Source organism: Janthinobacterium rivuli (assembly GCF_009208735.1).
Classification (GTDB): Bacteria; Pseudomonadota; Gammaproteobacteria; order Burkholderiales; family Burkholderiaceae_D; genus Janthinobacterium.
Genome location: NZ_WFLJ01000033.1, coordinates 1 through 18,603, shown reverse-complemented (window position 1 = coordinate 18,603; position 18,603 = coordinate 1). Strand labels below are relative to the sequence as shown.

Annotated in this window: 18 protein-coding genes, 2 pseudogenes and 1 riboswitch; of the genes and pseudogenes, 10 read left to right on the top strand and 10 right to left on the bottom strand. The window is 64.5% G+C overall.

What is annotated here, in order from left to right; all coding sequences use genetic code 11:
• The 5 genes and pseudogenes from GCN78_RS28405 to GCN78_RS28385 form a co-directional block, all read right to left on the bottom strand.
• A pseudogene (locus GCN78_RS28405) lies at positions 1–398 on the bottom strand (hypothetical protein); the annotation flags it as partial.
• Complete coding sequence (locus GCN78_RS28400; protein WP_152254684.1) at positions 395–1,426, bottom strand: MlaD family protein; 1,032 nt, start codon at positions 1,424–1,426, stop codon at positions 395–397. The pseudogene GCN78_RS28405 and the gene GCN78_RS28400, both read right to left, overlap by 4 nt.
• 56 nt (positions 1,427–1,482) lie before the next feature.
• The gene (locus GCN78_RS28395; protein WP_152254685.1) at positions 1,483–2,298 is read right to left on the bottom strand and encodes an MlaE family ABC transporter permease; all 816 of its coding nucleotides are present in this window, start codon (positions 2,296–2,298) and stop codon (positions 1,483–1,485) included.
• 57 nt (positions 2,299–2,355) lie between these two features.
• Positions 2,356–2,679 carry a hypothetical protein gene (locus tag GCN78_RS28390; RefSeq protein WP_152254683.1) on the bottom strand — a complete coding sequence of 108 codons (324 nt, stop codon included), beginning with the start codon at positions 2,677–2,679 and terminating at the stop codon, positions 2,356–2,358.
• A gap of 123 nt (positions 2,680–2,802) precedes the next feature.
• Positions 2,803–3,678 carry a LysR family transcriptional regulator gene (locus GCN78_RS28385; protein WP_152254682.1) on the bottom strand — a complete coding sequence of 292 codons (876 nt, stop codon included), beginning with the start codon at positions 3,676–3,678 and terminating at the stop codon, positions 2,803–2,805.
• A 135-nt stretch (positions 3,679–3,813) separates the two neighbouring features.
• On the opposite strand from GCN78_RS28385, the gene GCN78_RS28380 reads away from it, so the two are divergent.
• Positions 3,814–5,184 (top strand): MFS transporter, encoded by a 1,371-nt coding sequence (locus GCN78_RS28380; RefSeq protein WP_152254681.1) that lies wholly within the window; start codon positions 3,814–3,816, stop codon positions 5,182–5,184.
• A 4-nt stretch (positions 5,185–5,188) separates the two neighbouring features.
• On the opposite strand, the gene ribB is transcribed toward GCN78_RS28380, so the two are convergent.
• The gene (ribB, locus tag GCN78_RS28375) at positions 5,189–5,836 is read right to left on the bottom strand and encodes a 3,4-dihydroxy-2-butanone-4-phosphate synthase (protein WP_035820303.1); all 648 of its coding nucleotides are present in this window, start codon (positions 5,834–5,836) and stop codon (positions 5,189–5,191) included.
• 94 nt (positions 5,837–5,930) lie between these two features.
• A riboswitch (FMN riboswitch) is annotated at positions 5,931–6,081 on the bottom strand.
• 183 nt (positions 6,082–6,264) lie between these two features.
• On the opposite strand from ribB, the gene GCN78_RS28370 reads away from it, so the two are divergent.
• From GCN78_RS28370 to GCN78_RS28350, 5 genes are all read left to right on the top strand, one after another.
• Positions 6,265–9,099: a M16 family metallopeptidase gene (locus GCN78_RS28370; protein WP_152254680.1), complete on the top strand. Its 2,835-nt coding sequence runs from the start codon at positions 6,265–6,267 to the stop codon at positions 9,097–9,099.
• Positions 9,100–9,194: 95 nt separating this feature from the next.
• On the top strand, positions 9,195–9,392 hold the full coding sequence (locus GCN78_RS28365; RefSeq protein WP_010399555.1) for a hypothetical protein: 198 nt from the start codon (positions 9,195–9,197) through the stop codon (positions 9,390–9,392).
• A gap of 144 nt (positions 9,393–9,536) precedes the next feature.
• Entirely contained in the window at positions 9,537–11,117 is a 1,581-nt protein-coding gene (locus GCN78_RS28360; protein ID WP_152254679.1) for a methyl-accepting chemotaxis protein, read from the top strand.
• An 82-nt stretch (positions 11,118–11,199) separates the two neighbouring features.
• Complete coding sequence (locus tag GCN78_RS28355) at positions 11,200–12,069, top strand: ThiF family adenylyltransferase (RefSeq protein ID WP_152254678.1); 870 nt, start codon at positions 11,200–11,202, stop codon at positions 12,067–12,069.
• The gene (locus tag GCN78_RS28350) at positions 12,070–13,185 is read left to right on the top strand and encodes a nitroreductase family protein (protein WP_152254677.1); all 1,116 of its coding nucleotides are present in this window, start codon (positions 12,070–12,072) and stop codon (positions 13,183–13,185) included.
• A gap of 8 nt (positions 13,186–13,193) precedes the next feature.
• On the opposite strand, the gene GCN78_RS28345 is transcribed toward GCN78_RS28350, so the two are convergent.
• From GCN78_RS28345 to GCN78_RS28335, 3 genes are all read right to left on the bottom strand, one after another.
• On the bottom strand, positions 13,194–14,192 hold the full coding sequence (locus GCN78_RS28345) for an EDSAP-1 family PEP-CTERM protein (protein WP_152254676.1): 999 nt from the start codon (positions 14,190–14,192) through the stop codon (positions 13,194–13,196).
• A gap of 106 nt (positions 14,193–14,298) precedes the next feature.
• Complete coding sequence (locus GCN78_RS28340; RefSeq protein WP_152254675.1) at positions 14,299–15,276, bottom strand: EDSAP-1 family PEP-CTERM protein; 978 nt, start codon at positions 15,274–15,276, stop codon at positions 14,299–14,301.
• A 188-nt stretch (positions 15,277–15,464) separates the two neighbouring features.
• Positions 15,465–16,697, bottom strand: coding sequence for a glycosyltransferase (locus tag GCN78_RS28335; RefSeq protein WP_152254674.1), 1,233 nt, complete (start codon positions 16,695–16,697; stop codon positions 15,465–15,467).
• Between the two features lie 134 nt (positions 16,698–16,831).
• On the opposite strand from GCN78_RS28335, the gene GCN78_RS29480 reads away from it, so the two are divergent.
• From GCN78_RS29480 to GCN78_RS28325, 4 genes are all read left to right on the top strand, one after another.
• Positions 16,832–17,005, top strand: coding sequence for a hypothetical protein (locus GCN78_RS29480; RefSeq protein WP_193316897.1), 174 nt, complete (start codon positions 16,832–16,834; stop codon positions 17,003–17,005).
• A gap of 267 nt (positions 17,006–17,272) precedes the next feature.
• Positions 17,273–17,410: a hypothetical protein gene (locus GCN78_RS29475; RefSeq protein WP_180979422.1), complete on the top strand. Its 138-nt coding sequence runs from the start codon at positions 17,273–17,275 to the stop codon at positions 17,408–17,410.
• A gap of 129 nt (positions 17,411–17,539) precedes the next feature.
• Positions 17,540–17,908 (top strand): hypothetical protein, encoded by a 369-nt coding sequence (locus GCN78_RS28330; RefSeq protein WP_152254673.1) that lies wholly within the window; start codon positions 17,540–17,542, stop codon positions 17,906–17,908.
• Positions 17,909–17,997: 89 nt separating this feature from the next.
• Complete coding sequence (locus GCN78_RS28325) at positions 17,998–18,456, top strand: acyl-CoA thioesterase (RefSeq protein ID WP_034750191.1); 459 nt, start codon at positions 17,998–18,000, stop codon at positions 18,454–18,456.
• Positions 18,457–18,478: 22 nt separating this feature from the next.
• On the opposite strand, the pseudogene GCN78_RS28320 reads toward GCN78_RS28325, so the two are convergent.
• Positions 18,479–18,603 (bottom strand): annotated as a pseudogene (locus GCN78_RS28320) (IS1595 family transposase); the annotation flags it as partial.

Sequence of the window (18,603 nt, the reverse complement as noted above, 5' to 3'; positions counted from 1 at the left end):
CCGGCGGCCGCCCGCTGCGCTTCGGGCAGCAGGGCGACGTCGGCCGCCTGCCCCTTGCCGGCCAGCCAGGCCGCATACGCGCGGTCGGCGGCGGTCGCATCGGCTTGCAGCGCGTCAAAGCCGGCGCAGTCCTCGAAGGCCAGGCTGGCCACGCGCGCGGCGCAGCGCAGCAGTTCGATGCGCGCCACCAGCTCTAGCTTGCCCGTGCCGGCCACCTGGCTGCGGGCGCGCCGGAATTCCGTCTGCTCGACCAGGGTCTTGCCATTCAAATACGCCGCTTGAAACCGTTCGATGGAACTTTGCGCATTCATTTTCCAGTCCGGCACGGGCGGGCCGCTGGCACAGGCGGCCAGCAAGGTGCACAGCAGGGCGGCGATGGCGGGGCGGGATAGGGTCATGGCAGTTTGATCTCCGGATTGCGCTTGAACGGCCATTTGCGGTTGATGTCATTGACCAGCTGCTCGACCTTGCGCAGATTGCTTTCCACGTCGGCGCGCAGCGGCCCCAGGTCGGCCGTCGCGGCCCTGGCGTTGGCGCCCACGGCTTGCGCCTCGACCAGCACGGCGTCGACTTTTTTCAGGCTGGCGCGCGTGTCGGCCAGCAGGGCGTTCAGCTGCACGATGGTGGCCTGCGCATCCGTCATCACGCCCTTGTCGCCAAAGACGCGCGTGTCGGCGTTGGCCACCAGGCCATCCGTGCGGCGCGCCAGCTGGTCGGCCGTGACCAGCAGGGTGTTGGCCCGCTCGACCAGCAGGCGCGACTGCTTGTCGTCGCCCGTCAGCAAGCCCATGGCGCCGCCCGGGCCGCTCAGCTTGCCGGTGACGGCCTGCACATTGCGCAGGGTGCCGTCGAGCGCGGAATCGCTGCCCGTCAGGCTGGCCACGTTGTTCAGCAAATCCTTGGCGGCGGCCAGCAGGCGGGGGATTTCCGCCGCCATGTCGCCCACCAGCAAGTCGCGCGTGGCGTCGTCGGGCAGCGGCGGGTCCGTCAGGATGCCGCTGTAGGCGCGCAGCTTGGCGCCGCCGACGATGCCCCGTTCCAGGGTGAAGATGGAGCTGCTGCGCAGCCAGTGCGCATCCTTGCGCGGCACGTCGATGATCACGCGCGCGCGGCCGTCGGGCGCCAGCTCGATGCGCTGCACGCGGCCGATGGGAAAGCCGGAAAAGGTCAGGTCGGCGCCCACGCCGACGCCGTCCGAATCGTCGGCCGTCAGCACCAGCGTCTGCGTGGCTTCGAAGGCGCCGCGCGCATACATCAGGTAGACGACGGAGCCGACCACCAGCACGAACATGAAGACGAGCAGGATGGCCGCCTTCAGTTCGGCGTGGCGCACGGGCGGCGGGGCGGGAAGGACGGCATCTTGCGCGAGACCGGCGGGCGCCGTGACGTCGACCTGGTCGGGATTGGGGGGCTGGCTCTGGCTCATGGATACTGGCTCTCGTATGGGTGGTTCGGGGATCGCTGGCGGTGGCGGGCGGGGCGTCAGTAGTAATTGCCCATCAGCGAAGCCACTTCGATCAGCAGGATGACGGAAAACAGGCGCAGCATTTCGGACAGGCCGTGCGCGGCCCACAGGCGGTTGCGGCGGCCATGCGGCTCTTCGGGATAGTAGGAGGAAGCGAGCGGGATCAGGGCCACGGCAAAGCTGAAGAAGATCACCTTGAGCATCAGGATCAGGGCCACGGCGGGATTGAAGATCTGCCCGACCACGCGCGTATAGCCCTGCAGCGCCCACGGCGTAAAACCGTAGATGGTGAGGTAGGCGAGGATCAGCGAGGTGACGCAGCTGACGATGGCCAGCATCCACACGGCGAAGATGCCGGACATGACGCGTGGAAAGTATTCGCGGCGCAGCAGGTCGACGCCCTGGCGCTGCATGGTGTCGAGCATGCCGGAAGAGCGCATTTGCGCGAACGCGATGCCGTCGGGCAAGGTCAGGCGCAGGGCGACGAACAGGGCGGCCGTCAGCGGTATCAGTTCCAGCACCAGCACGCGCACCACCATTTCCAGCGCATAGCGTGACAGGCCGTAGCTTTGCGCGCTGACGACGACAATGCGGATGAGCACCAGGCTGACCAGCGCGCAGGCGACGCTGAACCAGACGAGGTTCGGCGCCGTGTTCGTCACCAGGCGGTGCGCGAGGATGGGGCGGTTGTCGCGGTTATAGCTCGATGGCGACAGGGCCAGCGAAAACACGAGGATGGCGAAATGCAGCATGCGCCACCAGCTGACCAGCCAGGCCATGGTGGCCCGGTGCAGGCGGCGCAGGCTGATGATGAGGGAGACGGATAGGGTCATCATGGCATCTTAACATCAGCCCGCCCGCCCGGCACGTCAGGCGTGCGCGCCTGGCGCTTATTCGAACAAGGCGAAGCCGGCCATCGCGACCATCAGCACGGCGATGTATTGCATCGGAATCCAGAACAGGGTGTGGCGCTTGCGCAGGATCACTCTTTCCTGCGTGGCGGGGTCGATCAGTTCGCGTCCGGGCGCGTTGTTCAGGCGCACGCCCGCATACCAGCTGGCGGCCGCTGCCAGCAGGAAGGCCAGGGCCAGGGGCCACGCGTGGCTCTTCGTGTAGGCCTCGCCCAGGGTGGCGCCAAACAGCGCCTGCGCGGCCAGTACGACGATAAAACAGATCAGGGGGGCGAGTATGCCGAAGCCTTGCCAGATAAGCATAAAAATTCTCCAGGGGGATTGAGGGATCCCGCGGCGGGTGGCGGCGGCTGCGCGCGGCGGGGTGCGGATTTTATCAGACTTATCAAAAAGAAAGTTTCTTTTCGGCACTATTGTGCGCGGCTGTCAGGCGGCGCTGGCGGTGCCCACGCTGGCGATGATGGCGTCGGCCGCCGCGCGCACGCGGGCAGAACGGTTCAGGTCGGCATGCATGACCAGCCACACGTCATATGTTTCCGCCCGCTCGGGCCAGATGCGCACCAGTTGCGGGTCGATGTCGCCCAGGTGGGTGGCCAGCTCGGCCACGCCCAGGCCCGCGCGCGTGGCTTCCTGCAGCATCGCCGCCGAGTTCACTTCCATGGCGACCCGGGCGTTGGCGACGGATTCGCCGGCGATCTTGTCCGCATGGCGCGGCGTCACGGAATGGTGGTAGATGACGATGTCGTGGCCGGCCAGCGCCGTGCCGCGCACGGGTTCGCCCCGCTCGGCCAGATAGCTGGTTGACGCGTACAGGCCCAGGCTGCGCTTGACGAGGTGGCGCGAGATCAGGTCCGGGTCGGTGGGGCGCACGCCGCGCACGGCCAGGTCCGCTTCGCGCCGCGTCAGGCTGGCCAGCGCCGGTGCCACGTTGAGCACGATGCGGATGTCCGGGTGGGCCGCATGCAGCCGCTGCATGGCGCGGATGACGAAATGGCTGGCCATGGTGTCGGTGGTGGCCACCCGCACCAGGCCGCTTAAACGATTGTCGACGCCCTGCATTTCGCGCTGCAGCTTGTCGGCCGCCCGCTCCATCGCTTCGGCCGCCGTGAGCGCCAGCTCGCCGGCCGGCGTGGGCACGTAACCCGAGGGCGTGCGCAGGAACAGGGTGGCGCTCAGCGAGCTTTCCAGCGCGGCCAGGCGGCGCCCGCAGGTGGCCTGGTCGATGCGCAGCAGGGCCGCCGCGCCGCGCAGGGTGCCGGCGCGGCCGATGGCCAGAAATATGCGCGCGTTATCCCAGTCCATAAGCCCAGTCCATGGCGTGTTTCCTTGTCGTCATATTGATGCATTTTTGCATCGATGTGCCGATTTTATGCCTGTTTACTGCATCATGCAACGCTCGCATAATGGCTGCCCCCCCCTGTCCCTGCAAGGAATAGCATGTCTGTCACCACACCCCGCCGCGCCAGCGGCTTGATCCTGCTGACCCTGGCCTTCGGCTTCGTCATGGCCATGCTCGACGTCACGGCCGTCAACGTGGCCCTGTCCGATATCGCGCTGGACTTGAATATCCCGCTGACGGGGCTGGTCTGGGTGGTCGATGGCTACACCCTGACGTTTGCCGCGCTGCTGCTGGCCGGCGGCGCGCTGGCCGACCGCTACGGCCCGAAAGCCGTGTACCAGGGCGGCCTGGTTATCTTCCTCCTCGGTTCGATTTTGTGCGGCGCCGCGCCCGACGGACATTTCCTGACGGCGGCGCGCCTGCTGCAGGGGGCGGGCGCGGCCCTGTTCATGCCCAGCTCGCTCAGCCTGCTCACGCACAGCTTTGACGACGAGCGCGAGCGCACGCGCATGCTGGGCGCCTGGTCGGCACTGGTGGGCGTGGCCGGCGCGTCCGGTCCCTTGATCGGCGGCATCCTCGTGCACCAGTTCGGCTGGCGCAGCGTGTTCTGGGTGAATGTGCCGCTGGGCCTGCTGGCCATCGTCATGGCGCAGCTGCTGCTGGCCGCGCCGGCGCGCCAGCCGCGCGACTTATCGATGTTCAGCCATGCGCTGGGCGTGGCGGCGCTGGCGGGCCTGAGTTTTACCTTGATCGAAGGCCCCGTGCTGGGCTGGCTGGCGCCGGGCGTGCTGGCGGCGGGGGCGTTGACGCTGCTGTCGGCCTGGCAATTGCTGCGGCGCGAGCGAAGCGGCAGCCATCCGCTGTTGCCGCGCGCGCTGTTTCACAGCAGCAGCTTTGGCGCGGCCAATGGCGTGGGTTTCCTGATCAATTTCTGCGTCTTCGGCCAGCTTTTTTTACTCAGCCTGTTCCTGCAGCAGTCGGGCGGCGCCGACGCCTTGCAGTCAGGCTTGCGCCTGCTGCCCATGATGGCGGCCTATACGGTGGGAAATTTCCTGGCGGGCGGTATCGCGGCGCGTCATGGCACGCGCTGGCCCATGCTGGCCGGCTTGCTGGTGGGCGCCGTGATGGCCTTGCTGCTGATGGGGCTGCGTCCGGGCACGCCATATGGTTTGTTGGCGCTGGGCACGGCCGTCATGAACGTGGCCATCGGCATCGCCATTCCCGCCATGACGGCCACCGTGATGCGGGTGGCCGGCAAGCAGCATGCGAACAGCGCGGCGGCAGCCCTGAATGCGAACCGGCAAATTGGCGCCCTGGTGGGCGTGGCGTTGATCGGCAGCATCCTGCACATGGTGCAGGACTGGTCGCTGCGCTTGCCGCTGGCCTACGCGACGATCGCCGTCGCGTATGGCCTGGCGGCCGGCCTCGTCTATCGGCACGTGCATCTGCCGAAGGCCGTGGCCGCCTGATGCTTTACTGTTCGCGCGTGCTGCGCCATTCCACCAGTTCTTCGATGGTCAGAATGGGCATGCCGTGCAGCTCGGCGAAGCGCTCGATATCGTCGCCACGCATCATGGTGCCGTCCGGGTTCATCAGCTCGCACAGCACGGCGGCCGGGTTCAGGCCCGCCATGCGCGACAGGTCGACGGAGCCTTCCGTGTGGCCACGGCGCTCGAGCACGCCGCCGGGCGCGGCGCGCAGGGGGAACACGTGGCCGGGGCGCACCAGGTCGGCCGGCTTGGCATTCGGCGCGATGGCGGCGCGGATGGTGGTCACGCGGTCGGCGGCCGACACGCCCGTCGTGACGCCGTCGCGCGCCTCGATGGAGACGGTGAACGGCGTGCCGTAGCGGCTGCCATTGTCGGACGACATGGGCGGCAATTCCAGCGCGCTGACGACGTCCGTCGGCAGGCACAGGCAGACGATGCCGCTGCATTCGCGGATCAGCAAAGCCATGGTTTCGTTCGTCAATTTTTCGGCAGACAGAATCAGGTCGGCTTCGTTTTCACGGTCGAAATCGTCGAGCAGGATGACGGGGATGCCGGCGCGCATGGCGGCCAGGGCGGATTGGATGCGACCTTCCAGGTCGTTGGAAAGCAGGGTATAGCTGTTGACTAACATGGTGAAACGCTCCTCGCATAGGCGAAAAACGCTGCAGGGCAAGCGAATAGACGCAACTGGCCGCATCGCCGTGGCGATGGGACATCACACTACTGCACATCTTCTTTCATCCGGACTATACCGTCGGCTCTGGAGTCACACCAGATCTGCTGACCTCACCAGGCGGAACCTGACAAGCGCTCGCGGGCTTGACCGTTGCCGGTCTTACCGCCGGTGGGGAATCGCACCCCGCCCCGAAGACGTTGTTGTGCCGGTCCACATGACCGGCGGCAATACTTTAGCACAACTGACAAAAGATGGCAGGGCACTGTTGAGTTTGTCATTCGGCAAAGTTGCCTGGGAAAAGCAATTTTTCCTAAGCTGTTTTTAATGGCGGAAACACGATTTCAGTGTAAGGTACGCCTACTGAATCTTACCGTTGAGAATACATGAAGCTGAGTAAATTACGCCTGATCTCGGGCGCCGTCCTGCTGGCGTGCGCCTGCCTGGCACAGGCGGAAATCCGTTTGAGCGATCCCCTGCCGTTGGCACCAGAAGTTACCGTCGGAAAACTGCCGAATGGCCTGACCTATTACATCAAGAAAAATGCCCGTCCCGCGCAAAAAGTGGAATTGCGCCTGGTGGTGAAAGCCGGTTCCATCCTGGAAGATGACGACCAGCAAGGCCTGGCGCATTTCACGGAACACATGGCCTTCAATGGCTCCACGCATTTCAAGCGCAATGAACTTATTTCCTACTTGCAATCGATCGGCGTGAAGTTCGGCGCCGACTTGAATGCCTACACGAGTTTCGATGAAACCGTCTACGTGCTGCCGATTCCGACGAACAAGAAGGAAAACCTGGAAAAGGGTTTTCTCGTGCTGGAAGACTGGGCGCATGGCTTGAAGTTCAATCCGGCCGACATCAACAGCGAGCGCGGCATCGTGCTGGAAGAGGCGCGCCTGGGCAAGGGCGCCAGCGACCGCATGAACAAGGTCCTGTATCCGAAGCTGCTGAACGGTTCGCGCTATGCGGAGCGCATGCCGATCGGCAAGGAATCCGTGCTGAAAACCTTCAAGCCGGAAGCCATCAAGCGTTTCTACAAGGATTGGTACCGTCCCGACCTGATGGCCGTCGTGGTGGTGGGCGACGTGGAGCCGAGCCAGGCTGAAAAGCTGATTCGCCAGCATTTCGGCAAGCTGAAGAACCCCGCGAAGCCGCGTCCGCGCCTGTATGCGGAAGTGCCGCAGCGTTCGCAAACGGAAGCGCTGGTGATCACGGACAAGGAAGCGCCGGACGACACGGTCTTCATCCGCTACCCGATCCGCGTCGCGCAGGAGCCCGTCACCATTGCCGACTACCGGCGCCAGATGATCGAAAACCTGTATGGGCAAATGCTCAGCGCGCGCATGCAGGAATTGACGCAGCAGGCCAACCCGCCTTTCATCCAGGGCGGCAGCAGCATGGGCAAGCTGGTGCGCGGCTATGAGTCGTTCAGCGCGTATGCCTTGCTGGGCAAGGGCGGCGTGCAGCCGGCCGTCGATGCGCTGGTGCAAGAAGACGAGCGGGCGCGCCGCTTCGGTTTCAGCCAGGATGAGCTGGACCGCGCGCGCAAGAACATGCTGCGCAATTACGAGCGCGCGTACAGCGAGCGCGACAAGTCCGATTCGGCCGGTTTCGTGGCCGAGTATTCGCGCAACTTCCTGGAGCAGGAAGCCGTCCCCGGCATCGCCAATGAATTGCTGTACGCGCAGGAACTCTTGCCGCAGGTAACGCTGCAGGAAGTCAACGAGACGGTGGCCAAGGTGATTCCCGACCAGCAAAAGAAACTGGTGGTCTTCATGGGCGCCGAGCCGAAAGCGGGCGCCAGCGTGCCGACGCAGCAGCAATTGCTCGACGCGGTGGCGCAAGCGGAGCGGCAGAAGGTCGAGCCGCGCACGGAAAAAGTCCTAGCCAGCAAGCTGATGGATGGCCCGCCAGCCGGCGGCGGCATCGTCTCGGAAAAGCTGAACAGCGCCATCGGCGTGACGGAGCTGACCCTGGGCAATGGCGTGCGCGTGCTGCTCAAACCCACGGACTTCAAGAATGACCAGGTGCTGATGGGTTCGACGCGCTTCGGCGGCCAGTCGCTGTTCGGCGACGCCGACATCTACAACGCCCGCTATGCCAGCGCCGTGGTCGGCAGCATGGGCTTGAAAGACCTGGCGCCGCTGGACTTGCAAAAAGTGTTGGCCGGCAAGACGGTCAACGTGGGCGCCTCGCTGGGCGAACTGAGCGAAGGCTTTGGCGGCTCGGCCAGCAGCGCCGACGTGGAAGCCATGCTGCAACTCGTGACCCTGTATTTCCACGACGTGCGCAAGGATGCGGGCCTGTACCAGTCCTTCATCGGCAAGCAGCAGGACCTGGCGAAAAACAGCATGGCGCAGCCGGAAGCCGTGTTTTACGACGCCATCCAGCATGCCATGTACGGCGACAACCCGCGCGTCGATGGCGTGCCGCGCGTGGCCGACTTCGACAAGGTGGGCCTGGACCGCTCGCTGGACATCTTCCGCCAGCGCTTTTCCAGCGCGCGCGACATGACCTTCATCTTCGCGGGCAGCTTCGAGCTCGACAAGATCAAGCCGCTGATCGCCAGCTACCTGGGCACCTTGCCCGTGGCCGAGGTGGCGCACGCCTACCGCGACGTGGGCATGCGCCCGGTGACGGGCGTGGTCAAGAAGGATATCTACATGGGCAGCGAGCCCAAAAGCACGATTTCCATCACCTTCAATGGCGACGTGGCGTACTCGGACGAGCAAAAGCTGACCCTGCAGGCGCTGGGCGAAGTGCTGAACCTGAAAGTCATCGAAGTGCTGCGCGAAAAGATGAGCATGATCTATGGCGGCGGCTTTGAAACCTCGATGGGCCAGCACCCGTACGGCCATTATTCGGTGGCGCTGAACTTGCCGACGGGACCGGAAAACGTGGACAAGGTCATCGCCGCCGCCTTTGCCGAAATCAACAAGATGAAGACGGACGGACCGTCCGCGGCCGACCTGGAAAAGGTCAAGCTGAACTGGATCACGCGCCAGCAGAAATCCTTGCGGGAAAATAATTACTGGATGAACCAGCTGATGGGTTCGGTGACCCAGGGACGCGACCCCGCACATATCCTGCGCTACGAGCAGCGCGTGCGCGCCATCACGCCGCAAGCCGTCAAACTGGCGGCCCAGCGCTACCTGGACATGCATAATTACGTGCAGGTGGTGTTGTATCCGGAACGCAAAAACGTTGCAGCCAAGTAATCTTCATTGTTGAACTGCAGGGGCGGCAAGGTGGCGAAGCTGTTAAACTGGCGCTGATTGATGTGATATCGCAATTTAACAGGCAAGGAAATACGATGGCTAAGAAAGAAGAACTCGATCCGGAAACCCTGGAATTGATCAACTGGTGTATCGAGGTCGAAGGCTTCCTCGTGGCCGGTGGCGCCACCGTGGCGCAGGCCCAGGACCATATCGAAGAGCAGGTCGAGTGGTTCACCGACCAGTTCTACGACGGCTTGACGCCGGAAGAGGCGGCCAAGGAAGCCTTGGCGTAAAGCTCCAGTAACGAGCGAGCAATAACAAAGCGGGCGGTGCCTGCCGGGCATCAGCCTGGTAGCGCCGCCCGCTTTGCTTTTCTGAAAAGATTTCCATATGGAAATTGTTTATAATTCCACGCTTTATTTTCTACCCAGGCTCCCATGACTCTCCGTTCGCGCATTCTCCTCCTGTGTTTCAGCACCTTGCTGGGCATCGTCCTCATCGCGTCGTTCTCCCTGTATTCCTTGCGCCAGACCATGATGGCGGAAAGGGTCGAGCAATTGACGGTGCTGGTGGAATTGGCCAATGCTTCGGTGGAAAAGGCGTATGCGCTGGAACAGTCGGGCAAGCTCACGCGTGAGCAAGCGCAGCAGCAGGCCAAGCTGGCCATCGGCAGCTTCGTCAAGGACGAGATGTATTATTTTGTGCGCGATTTCAGCACCGACTTGCTGTACGTGCATCCGAATGCCTCGCGCATCGGCGTGCCGCAAAAGAACATGAAGCAGTCGGGTGACCGCTACCGCGCGGCCCTGGCCACCAGCCGCATCGGCCTGGTGCAGGCGGACGGCACGCGTCCCGGCGTGAAAGACCCCGTGGCGAAGATGTATGCCGTGGTGAAATTTGCGCCGTGGGACTGGCTGATCGGCACAGGCACCTACATCGATGACATCAACCACAAGTTCTGGGCCCAGGCGGGAGTGCTGCTGGCCATCGGCGGCGCGCTGATGCTGGTGGTGGGCGGCCTGGCGGCCTTGATGCTGCGGCGCATCCTGGGCCAGCTTGGTGGCGAACCCGACTATGCAGCGGCCATCGTGGCGCAGATCGCCCAGGGCGACCTGACCACGCACATCGACACCCGCCCCGGCGATACGTCCAGTTTGCTGATGGCGATCAAGGCCATGCGCGACAACCTGGCCCATCTGGTGAGCCAGGTGCGCAACGATGCGGAATCGATCTCCACGGCGTCGGGCGAGATCGCCTCGGGCAACCATGATTTGTCGGCGCGCACGGAGCAGCAGGCGGGATCGCTGGAAGAGACGGCGTCGACCATGGAGGAGATGACCTCGACGGTGCGCCAGAATGCGGACAATGCGCGCCAGGCCAACCAGCTGGCCATTTCTGCTTCGCAAGTGGCGACGCAGGCGGGCGGCGTGGTGAGCCAGGTGGTCGACACCATGGGCGCCATCAATGCTTCGTCTAAAAAGATCGGCGACATCATCGCCGTCATCGACGGCATCGCTTTCCAGACGAATATCCTGGCCTTGAACGCGGCCGTGGAAGCGGCGCGCGCGGGCGAGCAGGGCCGCGGCTTCGCCGTCGTGGCCAGCGAGGTACGCAACCTGGCGCAGCGCTCGGCCGCCGCCGCGAAAGAGATCAAGCAATTGATCGACAGTTCCGCCGAGCAAGTGGGCGCCGGCGAGAAGCTGGTGGCGCTGGCGGGCGAGACGATGGAAAAGGTCGTCTCCAGCGTGCAGCATGTGACCGATATCGTGGCCGAGATTTCCTCGGCCAGCGCCGAGCAGAGCGCCGGCATCGAGCAGATCAACCAGGCCATCGTCGAGATGGACAACATGACGCAGCAGAACTCGGCCCTCGTCGAGCAAGCCTCGGCGGCGGCGCAAGCCATGAACGAACAGGCGGCCGGGCTGGCGCAGATCGTCAGCGTGTTCAAGGTGGGCGCGGTGGCGGGCGTGACGCGCACGGCGCCGGCACCGGCAGCGCAGCGCCGCCTGGCGCGCTAAGTTTTCGTCACCGCGGGAACTTATCGCCTGACCGTCTGTCAAACCCTTCTTGGTCCTGAACGGACGCACGGAAGAGGTGAACATGACAGACGGTTTTTCCTATCACGCGGCGTTCGCCCGCAACCTGGGCTGGGTCACGCAGGCGGAGCAGGATAGCCTGCGTGGCAGGCGCGTGGCCATCGCCGGCATGGGGGGCGTGGGCGGCGTGCACTTGCTGACCCTGGCCCGGTTGGGCATCGGCGCCTTTCACATCGCCGATTTCGACACCTTCGATATCGCCAACTTCAACCGCCAGGCCGGCGCCATGGTGTCCACGCTGGGCCAGCCCAAGGTGGCGGTATTGGCGCAGATGGCGCGTGATATCAATCCCGAACTTGAGATTAAACAATTTACTGACGGCATACACGACAGCAACCTGGCCGAGTTTTTTTCCGGCGTCGACCTGTACGTGGACGGCCTGGATTTCTTCGCCTTTCCCGCGCGCCAGGCCACCTTCGCCACCTGCGCGCGCCTGGGCATCCCCGCCATCACGGCTGCGCCGCTGGGCATGGGCACGGCCGTGCTCAGCTTCCTGCCGGGCGGCATGACGTTCGAAGCGTATTTTGGCTGGGGCGACTTGCCCGAGGAAGAAAAAGCCCTGCGTTTTCTCGTCGGACTGGCGCCGGCCGGACTGCATGCCCCCTACCTGGTCGACCCGTCCGCCATCAACCTGAAGGAGCGGCGCGGGCCGTCGACCATCATGGGCTGCCAGTTGTGCGCGGGCGCGGCCGCCACGGAAGCCTTGAAGATATTGTTAAAACGCGGCAAGGTGATGGCGGCGCCGCACGGCATGCATTTCGACGCCTACCGCAACAAGCTCGTGCATACCTGGCGTCCCGGTGGTAACCGTCATCCGCTGCAGCGCCTGACGATGGCCATCATCAAGCGGCGCCGTGCGGCGCAGGGGGCATAAATGGCGCAAGCACCGCAGATCGATCCCGTGCTGGAAAACATTCTCGAGCAGGCGCGCTGGGCGCCCAGCGGCGACAATACGCAGCCGTGGCGCTTTGAAATCGTGGACCAGCGGCACGTGGTCGTGCATGGCTTCGATACGCGCAGTCATTGCGTGTACGACCTGGACGGCCATCCCAGCCAGCTGTCGCTGGGCGCTTTGCTCGAAAGCATGGCGCTGGCGGCCAGCTGTCACGGCTTGCGCATGGAAGCGCGCCGGCGCCTGTCCATGCCCGACACCCTGCCCACCTTCGACGTGCGCCTGGTCGACAGCCCCGGCATGCTGCCCGATCCGCTGGCCGTTTTCTTGCCGCAGCGCAGCGTGCAGCGGCGCCGGCTCAGCACGCGCAGCCTGCGCGCCAGCGAAAAGGCGGCGCTGGCGGCCAGCTTGCCGCCCGGTTACGACGTGCAGTGGTTCGAGGGCGCGCGCGCGCGCCTGGCTTGCGCTCGCCTGATGTTCGACAATGCGAAGCTGCGCCTGACCATGCCCGAAGCGCACAAGGTGCACCGCGACGTGATCGAGTGGGGCGCGCGCTTCAGCGCCGACCGCATCCCGGACCAGGCGCTGGGCGTGGATCCGATGACGGCGCGGCTGATGCGCTGGATCATGCAAAGCTGGCGCCGCGTGGATTTCTTCAATACCTGGCTGGCTGGCACGCTGGCGCCGCGCCTGCAGATGGACTTGCTGCCCGGTCTGTCCTGCGGCGCGCATTTCGCCTTGCTGGCCGAGGCGCCGGCCCGTCACATCGATGATTACGTGGCGGCCGGCCGTGCCATGCAGCGCTTCTGGCTGACGGCCACGCAGCTGGGCCTGCAATTGCAGCCGGAACTGACACCGCTGATCTTTGCCCGCTATGTGCGCGAACGGCGCACGTTTTCGCGCACCGATGGCATGCAGGAAATGGCGCAGGAGCTGGCGGGGCAATGCCAGGCCGTGCTGGGCGCGGCGGCATTTGATCAGGCCGTGTTTTTCGGCCGCATAGGCGCCGGCCCCGCGGCCAGTGCGCGCTCCTTGCGCCGGCCGCTACGGGAGTTGATCGTGGCGCCGCCTGTGGGCGAGCAAGGCGTGATGAACTAAGCCTGGCTTTACGGCTTTGCGCGCCGCCGTGGCCGCATGCTGGCCACGGCGGCCAATCCCGCCGCCATCAGGGCCAGCGTGCCTGGCGATGACATGGGCGTGCTCGATGGCACGTAGGCCAGTTCGCTGCTATTGATCATGTTCAAGACCAGTGTGTAGTTGCCTGCCGCCAGATTGTCGGTGATGGCGCTGAACTGGCTGCCGCAGTCCGTGCCGGTACCCTTGCCCGTGGGGGCGCCGCAGCCGGTGGGGTCGTAGGTGAGGAGCTTGCCGCTGGTGAGCGGGGTTTGCGCGTAGCTGGCATTCAGATTGGCGCCGTCGGCCAGTTCGGTGCCGCCCACGATGCCGGAGCCGAGCGTGCCATCGGGCGCCCAGCTGAAGGCGATTTGCCCATTTGCATCGATGAGGGTAAAGCTCAGCCCCACATTCGAGGTGGCGGACGAGCCGGTGCCGGCCAGGGCGTCCAGATACAGCTGCATGTACGGGACGGCCTGGAAGTCGAACGCGAAGGTCGCGCCAGGTTCTCCGACAACGATGTTGATGGCCAGGGCGGTGCTGGAAGCATTGCGCCCCGACGCATCGGCGCTGCCCGCGCCAGACAGGAAGACTTCCGCCGCATTCACCGTGTGCGTGCTGGTCGAGCCGGGGGGGAAGGGGGGGATCTGCGAACTGATGATCTGCGCGTCGCCGCGCGCGTACGAGGCGCCGCCGAAGCCCTGCTGGGTAAAATCGTTCTGCCCCTTGCTGACGGCGCCGCGTGCCGCCTGTGGCGCGTCGATTTGGTTGTTGCCGCCCCGGATCACGCCGCTTCCATTGAGGCTGGCGGTGGTGCGCGACAAGTCGATATTGTTGATCAGGCTGATGGAGCCGCTGGGGTTGCTGATCGTCAAGCCAAAGACATTGATATAGGAATAGCCGTACGCGGTCGCGCTGGCAGTGCCGCTGCCGGCCAGCAGGAGCAGGGTCAGCACGACGGTCGTCAGTCGCGTGCAAAAGAAAGTCTTCATGGACGTCCTCATGTGGTGGCGCACCTTGTAAGGAAAGCCGACAGTGTCGCAGCATAAAAAAGGCGAGGAGACTTCCCTCGCCTGTGAATGCCCCCGGTTACATGGTTCAGGCTGCGATCTTCCGGCGGCTCGCATAGCCCAGGCCTGCCAGGCCCAGGCCCAGCAGCGCCAGGGTGCCCGGTTCCGGTGCCTGCTTGACCAGGTCCACGCTTTCCACCGCATTCAAGGTCAAGGTGTAGTTGCCGGCGCTGAGGGCATTGCTGATGGCGTTGAAGTTGCCGCCGCAAGCCGTGCCCACGCCGGTGCCGCCAGGGGTGCCGCAACCGGTGGGATCATACGTAAACAGGTTGCCGCGGGTCAGGAAATTGGTCGCCAGGCCGGTGTTCAGGTTGGCCGCATCGGCGTTCTCCGTGCCGCCGAAGATGCCGGAGCCAAGCACGCCATCGGGCGTCCAGTTGAAGACGGTCGCACCGGTCGAGTCGGTGATGGAAATGGTCATCACCAGGTTGGCCGTGGCGGTGGACAGCTGGCCCACGGTGCTTTGCAGGAAGACTTGCATGAATGGCGAGGAGAAGAAGTCAAAGCTCAGCGTAGCCGTTGGCGAACCGACGACGAAGTTGACGGAGAATCCCGTGGTCGAGCCGTTGCGGCCGGACGCGTCGGCCGTGCCGGCAGGGCCGTCCAGGTGGGCCTCGGCCACGTTGACCGCCTGCGTGGAGGTGGAGCCGGGCGGGAACGAGGGAAACTGCGTGCTGACGATCTGCGCATCGCCGCGCGAGTAGTTGCCCGAGGCGCCTTGTTGCGTGAAATTGTTTTCCCCTTTGGTCACGGCGCCGACGGCGGCGCGGGGCGAGTCGAGCAGGCCGGGGCCGCCATTGATGACGCTGACGCCATTCAGGGTGGCCGTGGCGCGCGAGATCGTGGTGCTGTTCAGGGCGGTGATGGAGCCCGTGGCGGCGGCGATCTGCAGGCCAAAGATATTGTTGTAGGCGTAGCCGTAGGCGCCCGCTTGTGCGCTACCGGCGGCGCACAACATGGCCAGTGCGGCCGCGGCCGGAAGCAGTTTCAGTGTCGAGAGTTTCATTGTATTCACCTCGTGGTTGAGTGAGTCTGGAAGTGTTGCCTGAGTCCTGTCGGCAGGTGCTCATGGCCAGACTTAAGCGACTTCCATGCCAACGCATTAGGGTCTTTTGAAATCAAGGACTTGGCGTGCTTTTGTTGACGTCATGCAGGTGTTCCCGCAGGCGCTGTAAGAAAAACCGACGCCGTCCGTCAAGGCTGGCCGCCACGTGGCAACGGCCCCAGCAGGGCGTGCATATGCGGTAACAGGCGTTGCCCGGGCATATAGTCGCGCATGGCCGTGGCTAGCTGACGCGCCGCCAGCCTGGCCTGGCCATCGTCGAGCATGCGCGTGGCCGCATGGCGCAAGGCGGTTTCCTGGAAACGGTCGGCGCGCAGCAGCAGGCCGGCGCCGGCGCCGGCGATGCCGTGCATGTTGAGGAATTGATCGAGGTTGCCGGCGATGCCGATGACGGGCACGCCTGCGGTCAGCGCCTGCTGGCTGGTCGGGCTGCCGCCGTTGCAGATCACCAGGCTGGCGCGCCGGGCGGCCGCGTCGCCGGGCAAAAAGGGCGCGACGTAGGCGTTCGGCGGCACGGCGTCGACGCGGATGGTGCAGGCCGTGGCCGCCAGTACGGTGACGGGCAGGGGCGCCAGCGCGCGCAGCACGCGCGGCAGCAATTGCCCCTGGCCGGAACTGCCCAGTGTCACATAGATGATGGGTCGTCCGCTGCTCAATTCCGGGCGCTGCCACCAGTCCGGCAAGTCGAGCGGCGGCGCCCAGATGATGGCACCCAGGTAGTCGTGCGTGGACGGCATGCCGTGCGGCGGGAACAGTTGCGGAATATCCGCGTACAAGGTGCGGTCGGCATCCGTATAGATGCGCCGCAGGTCGCTGCCCAAGGAGGGCAGGCCATGGCGGCGGCGCACCCGGTTCAGCGGCACGGCGTGCGAGGCGAAGGCCAGCGGGCGGATCAGGCGGAACAGGGGCTGGGCCAGCCAGATCGGCAGCATGCGTGTCAGGGGCAGGCTGGGCACCGTGTAGTGCTGGCGCACCCAGGGACTCCAGTAGGCATTGCTGACGGTAAGGTAGGGAATGCGCTGCAGGCGCGCGCTGACCGACAGCGACAGGCGAAAGTCGCCGATCACGAGATCCGGCCGGACGGCATTGAGCAGGCGCAAATCGTCTTCCACATACGCGTGCAGGGTGCTTTCCGTGTAGACGGGGCGGCCGTGGGCCAGCGCCTGCAGGAATTGCAGCGATGAAATACTGTCGATGCGCCAGCGCCGGAAGGTGGCTTGCTTGAAACAGAAGTCGTAGCCATCGGCGCAGGCAAAATGCACCTCATATTCTTCCTCGTCCAGGCCCTGGGCCAAGCTCAGGGGGCGGCCGACATGGGCCAGGGTCACTGCCTCGGCCATAAAGAGGATTTTCTTGCGCGCCATGGGATCGCTTGCACTCGCAGGAGGAGATACCTGGCAAGTTGGAGTGGCGCCACGCTGTTTGGTTCCCCTCGGCGTGCCACTGGCGGGCGCCAGGATTTGGCCGCATCGGCTACAGTGGGGCAAAGGAGGCCACCATGCAGCCACAATTCCGTCTTGCCCCGCTGCGTGCGCACAGCACGCCCGAACCCGATATGCCGCCACCGCCGGAAGGCGATCCCCTCACGCCGCCGCCAGAGCAGCCGCCGCACATCGAGCCCGTGCCGGTCGAGGAGCCGACGCCGCCGCCACCGCCCGTGAAAATGCATTGACGGGGTCGTAGTGCGCGGCCCGCCGCCATGGCGCAGGACGCTTCCGTTCCGGCGGGGGGGGGGGGCGGGGTGATGCGCGCCATGATTATTTCCAATCGGAAATGGACTGCGCCATGAGCGTCAATGCCACGCCATTTAAACAACAAAAACGCCAATAAATGTTGCCGAGTGGATACAAATCAAACGCTAACTGTCGAGTGTCATGCGGCCGTCACGATTCTGTTCTTATAATGAGACATCATAAAAATTCTTGTACAGGAGACCATCATGGGCAATTCCTTGCATAACAAAATCTACCTGGGCCGGCGCCCTGTGATCACCAGCAAAAACCTCGTGGCGCTGGCCCTGGCGGGCGCCGTGGCCGGTTGCGGCCTGGCATGGCTGCTGCTGCGCAGCTACAAGTAACGGTCATCACGCCCGTCTTTCCGCCGCTTGGCGGCATGGCGGGCGGTGGTAGATTCACGTTGCCTGTTGCCGATGCGCAGCGGGGCGCGTACCATGGGGGCCGAACACCTGGCCTTTTATGGAAAAGTAATGAAGAACGAGAAATTAACAACCGATGAATATGACGCGCTGGAGCAAGTTGCACGCGGCATCAAGACCGAGCGCCCCAGCGCTTGCGTTGCCCGCAATGCCAAGCGCCTGTCCGGCCTGAAGCTGCTCAGCTATGCCCGCGATGGCCGTCTGTCCATCACCGAGAAAGCACAACAACTGCTGTTCCTGCGCCGCTGCATCATGGGGCTGCGCGCCGTCGCCGCCGATCCGCTGACCAAGCTGGAGTCGGACGTGGCTTACTTCCTGGGCAAGAAAGCCCACATCGTGGCGCGCGCCGATGGCGAGGGTCACGACATTTCCGACAAGGGCCGCGACTCGCTGGCCGACATCGATACCCTGGGACTGTAACAAGCTGTCCCAGCCACCGGCCCCTGGGGCCGGTTTTCACATCCTCCCTCACTTTTAATTTCCCCTTGGAGAACACTTTGGACAGCGCGATGAACTGGTCGGCCCACGAACTGACGATGACGGTCTTGATGACGCCCGATATGGCCAATTTTTCCGGTAACGTGCACGGTGGCACCATCCTGAAATACCTCGACAGCGTCGCCTATGCCTGTGCCAGCCGTTATTCGGGCAGCTATGTGGTGACCCTGTCGGTGGACCAGGTGATGTTCCTGCAGCCGATTCACGTGGGCGAGCTGGTGACGTTTCTCGCCTCGATCAATTACACGGGCACGACGTCGATGGAAGTGGGCATTCGCGTGGTGACGGAAAATATCCAGCAGCGCCTGGTACGCCATGCCAACAGCTGCTATTTCACGATGGTGGCCGTGGATGCCAACCGCAAGCCGGTGGCCGTGCCGCCGCTGGTGCTGGAGACGCCGGAGCAGCACGCGCGCTTCGAGCAAGCCAAGCTGCGCAAGCTGTCGCGCCAGAAGGTGTCGAAGAAGTAAATGCGCCGGGCAACATAAAAGGCTATGTCACCGTCAAATGTGGGAACGCTCCCAGCGTTGCTTTCAATAACGTTTCGGGTGAGCGGATGCGTCTGGCGTCGAGTATCCAGCGCCATCCCAGGTAGTTTGGCAGGTAGCGCGTCGCCA

Bases quoted from the DNA above. Each gene is read 5' to 3' on its own strand.
- GCN78_RS28360 (WP_152254679.1), top strand. From the start codon at position 9,537: ATGACTCTCCGTTCGCGCATTCTCCTCCTGTGTTTCAGCACCTTGCTG.
- GCN78_RS28330 (WP_152254673.1), top strand. From the start codon at position 17,540: ATGAAGAACGAGAAATTAACAACCGATGAATATGACGCGCTGGAGCAA.
- GCN78_RS28395 (WP_152254685.1), bottom strand. From the start codon at position 2,298: ATGACCCTATCCGTCTCCCTCATCATCAGCCTGCGCCGCCTGCACCGG.
- GCN78_RS28325 (WP_034750191.1), top strand. From the start codon at position 17,998: ATGAACTGGTCGGCCCACGAACTGACGATGACGGTCTTGATGACGCCC.
- GCN78_RS28380 (WP_152254681.1), top strand. From the start codon at position 3,814: ATGTCTGTCACCACACCCCGCCGCGCCAGCGGCTTGATCCTGCTGACC.
- GCN78_RS28345 (WP_152254676.1), bottom strand. From the start codon at position 14,192: ATGAAGACTTTCTTTTGCACGCGACTGACGACCGTCGTGCTGACCCTG.
- GCN78_RS28400 (WP_152254684.1), bottom strand. From the start codon at position 1,426: ATGAGCCAGAGCCAGCCCCCCAATCCCGACCAGGTCGACGTCACGGCG.
- GCN78_RS28335 (WP_152254674.1), bottom strand. From the start codon at position 16,697: ATGGCGCGCAAGAAAATCCTCTTTATGGCCGAGGCAGTGACCCTGGCC.
- GCN78_RS29480 (WP_193316897.1), top strand. From the start codon at position 16,832: ATGCAGCCACAATTCCGTCTTGCCCCGCTGCGTGCGCACAGCACGCCC.
- GCN78_RS29475 (WP_180979422.1), top strand. From the start codon at position 17,273: ATGGGCAATTCCTTGCATAACAAAATCTACCTGGGCCGGCGCCCTGTG.
- GCN78_RS28365 (WP_010399555.1), top strand. From the start codon at position 9,195: ATGGCTAAGAAAGAAGAACTCGATCCGGAAACCCTGGAATTGATCAAC.
- GCN78_RS28370 (WP_152254680.1), top strand. From the start codon at position 6,265: ATGAAGCTGAGTAAATTACGCCTGATCTCGGGCGCCGTCCTGCTGGCG.
- GCN78_RS28350 (WP_152254677.1), top strand. From the start codon at position 12,070: ATGGCGCAAGCACCGCAGATCGATCCCGTGCTGGAAAACATTCTCGAG.
- ribB (WP_035820303.1), bottom strand. From the start codon at position 5,836: ATGTTAGTCAACAGCTATACCCTGCTTTCCAACGACCTGGAAGGTCGC.
- GCN78_RS28390 (WP_152254683.1), bottom strand. From the start codon at position 2,679: ATGCTTATCTGGCAAGGCTTCGGCATACTCGCCCCCCTGATCTGTTTT.
- GCN78_RS28355 (WP_152254678.1), top strand. From the start codon at position 11,200: ATGACAGACGGTTTTTCCTATCACGCGGCGTTCGCCCGCAACCTGGGC.
- GCN78_RS28340 (WP_152254675.1), bottom strand. From the start codon at position 15,276: ATGAAACTCTCGACACTGAAACTGCTTCCGGCCGCGGCCGCACTGGCC.
- GCN78_RS28385 (WP_152254682.1), bottom strand. From the start codon at position 3,678: ATGGACTGGGATAACGCGCGCATATTTCTGGCCATCGGCCGCGCCGGC.